This window comes from Parvularcula maris, assembly GCF_024505085.1.
In the GTDB taxonomy this organism is placed as follows: Bacteria; Pseudomonadota; Alphaproteobacteria; order Caulobacterales; family Parvularculaceae; genus Parvularcula; species Parvularcula maris.
Genome location: NZ_JANIBC010000033.1, coordinates 1 through 2635, shown reverse-complemented (window position 1 = coordinate 2635; position 2635 = coordinate 1). Strand labels below are relative to the sequence as shown.

Below are 2635 nucleotides of genomic sequence, written 5' to 3'. Positions count from 1 at the left end.
GCGCTTCTTGAACGTCCCCCTCCGCCCTTCGGGCACCTCCGCCTGAAAGGGGGAGGAAACTACCGCCCCGGCTTCATCCCCTCGGGCACGCTGTCGATATGCAGCGTCTGGGTCGGGAAGGCGAAGGTCACCTTGTTGCGCTCGAAGAGGGCGTGGACGCCGAGGAGGATGTCCTGCTGGATGTCCATATAGACCGCGTAGTCCCGGTCCTGCACCCAGAAGACGAGCTCGAACAGGATCGCGTAGTCGCCGTAGCCCGCGAGGTGGCAGCGATCGAAGCGGACCCTGTCCTGAGCCTCCACGATCTGGCGGATGCCGCCGGGGATCGCTGCCAGCGTATCGCGCGGCGTGTCGTAGGTGACGCCGAGGCGCAGGACGATCCGGCGCTCGGCCATCCTCCGGTAGTTGTTGATCTCGTAGCCGAGGAGCTTGGAGTTGTTGACCACGAGCTGCTGGCCTTGAAGCGTCGTGATGCGGGTGGATTTAAGCCCCACCTTCTGCACCGTGCCCATCTTATCGCCGAAGATGATGAAGTCGCCGCGCAGGAAGGGCTTGTCTAGGATGATGGAGAGCCCGGCAAAGAGGTCCTCGAAGAGGCTCTGGGCCGCGAGGCCGATGGCGATGCCGCCGACGCCTAGGCCGGCGATGAGCGCCGTCGGATCGCCGCCGAGGTTCGAGATGATGAAGACGATCGCCACCGCGAAGACGAGCACGTTGGCGAAGACGTTGAGGAGCCCCAGCGCGTTGTCGAGGCTGTTATCGCCGTGGCTGGAGGAGGCGCTGGCCGCCCGCTCCAGGAAGGCGGTGATGACCACCCTGGCCCAGAAGGCGCCCTGAAGCGCGATCACGATGACGAAGATCCAGCGCATCCACTGGCGCTGCTCTTCGTCGAGGCTGACCAGGATCGGCAGCACGATGGCGGCGGCGAAGAGCAGGAGAAAGAGGCTCTTGGTGGCCCTGATGACCCTCGCGAGGATGTTCTGCCAGGTGGTCTCGGACTTCTTCTTGCGGTGCAGGAGCCCGAACAGGAAGCCGCGAAGGATGCGCAGCACGAAGTAGATGGCCGCCACGGCGAGGATGCCCACCGACCATTCGACGGCGTGGTCCTGCACCCAGGCGCCGATCCCGGTAATCGTCGCCTCGACGCCCTCGGCGAAGCTCTCGGCCTCGCCGCTCAGTCTTTCGGTGATCTCCTCGGCACGCAACTGCATGTCGCCCCCCTTCGTGAACAGCCCAAGTCTTGCGCATCCCGCCGGGGCGCAGCAAGCCGCATTGTCATGGTGAACGTCGTACTATCCCAAGCCCTAGGGCGCATCGCGCCGTCCCCCACCCTAGCTGTGAGCCAGAAAGCCCGCGAGTTGAAGGCGGCTGGCGAGGACGTGATCGCGCTGGCAGCCGGCGAGCCGGACTTCGCCACCCCCGAGCACATCGCCGAAGCGGGTATCCAGGCGATCCGCGACGGCCACACCGGCTACACCGCGGCGGACGGCATTCCCGAGCTGAAAGAGGCTGTGGCCGCCAAGTTCGAGCGCGACAATGGGCTCTCCTACGACCCCGGCACCGAGGTCACGGTGACCTCGGGGGGCAAGTACCTGATCTTCGCCGCGATGATGGCCACCCTCAACCCCGGCGACGAGGTGGTGGTGCCCGCGCCCTACTGGGTGAGCTACCCGGACATCGTGAAGCTCTGCGGCGGCACGCCGGTGATCGCGGAGACCTCCGAGGCGGCAGGCTTCCGCTTGACGCCGGAGGTGCTGGAGGCAGCGATCACGCCCAAGACAAAATGGCTGATCCTCAACTCGCCGTCGAACCCCACCGGCGCCGTGCTGTCGCGCGAGGACTTGCGCGGGCTCGGCGAGGTGCTCTTGCGCCATCCGAAGATCATGGTGCTGAGCGACGATATCTACGAGCACATCACCTATGACGCTGAGTTCGCCACCATCGCCGAAGCGGTGCCTGCGCTGAAGGAACGTGTGCTGACCATGAACGGAGCCTCCAAGGCCTACTCCATGACCGGCTGGCGCATCGGCTTTGGCGCGGGGCCGAAGCCCCTGATCAATGCCATCCGCAAGCTTCTGAGCCAGAGCACGACCAACCCCTGCTCGATCAGCCAATGGGCGGCGGTGGCGGCGCTCAACGGCGACCACGGTTTCCTGGCCGAGCGCAACGAGGCCTTCCGTGCACGGCGGGATCACCTTTTAAGTGTGTTCGCCGATGCGCCGGGACTGTCCGTGGTGCGGCCCGAGGGCGCGTTCTACCTCTATCCAAAAGTGGAAGGGCTCATCGGCAGAAGCCTCGGCGGAAGGATGCTGGAGACCGACCTCGACGTGGCGACCGCGCTTCTGGAAGAGGAGAAGGTCGCCCTCGTCCCCGGCACCGCCTTCGGTACCGCTCCTTACCTGCGGCTCTCCTATGCCGCGTCCATGGCCGAGATCGAAGAGGCCAGCCAGCGAATCACGCGGTTCTGCGAGCGATTAGCTGAGTAGCATTGGCGGACCTAGACAACTGGTCTTCCGTGCACGAACAATAGGTGAGAGCGAGTCGCTCGAGCGGCGAACAGGAGCTTCAAGGAGCTGCTAAAGCCGAACGAGCTAGAGCGTTTTGAGCCCTCACTGACTCGTTCGTGGTTTGCGCG

2 protein-coding genes are annotated in these 2635 nt (G+C 65.0%); one reads left to right on the top strand and one right to left on the bottom strand.

Features of this window, described 5'->3' with window-relative positions:
* Window positions 1-59 precede the first annotated feature (59 nt).
* Window positions 60-1211 carry a mechanosensitive ion channel family protein gene (locus NOG11_RS14805; protein WP_256620592.1) on the bottom strand — a complete coding sequence of 384 codons (1152 nt, stop codon included), beginning with the start codon at window positions 1209-1211 and terminating at the stop codon, window positions 60-62.
* Window positions 1212-1277: 66 nt separating this feature from the next.
* Between NOG11_RS14805 and NOG11_RS14800 the strand changes: the two genes are divergently transcribed.
* Window positions 1278-2486, top strand: coding sequence for a pyridoxal phosphate-dependent aminotransferase (locus NOG11_RS14800; protein WP_305889128.1), 1209 nt, complete (start codon window positions 1278-1280; stop codon window positions 2484-2486).
* Window positions 2487-2635: the final 149 nt, after the last annotated feature.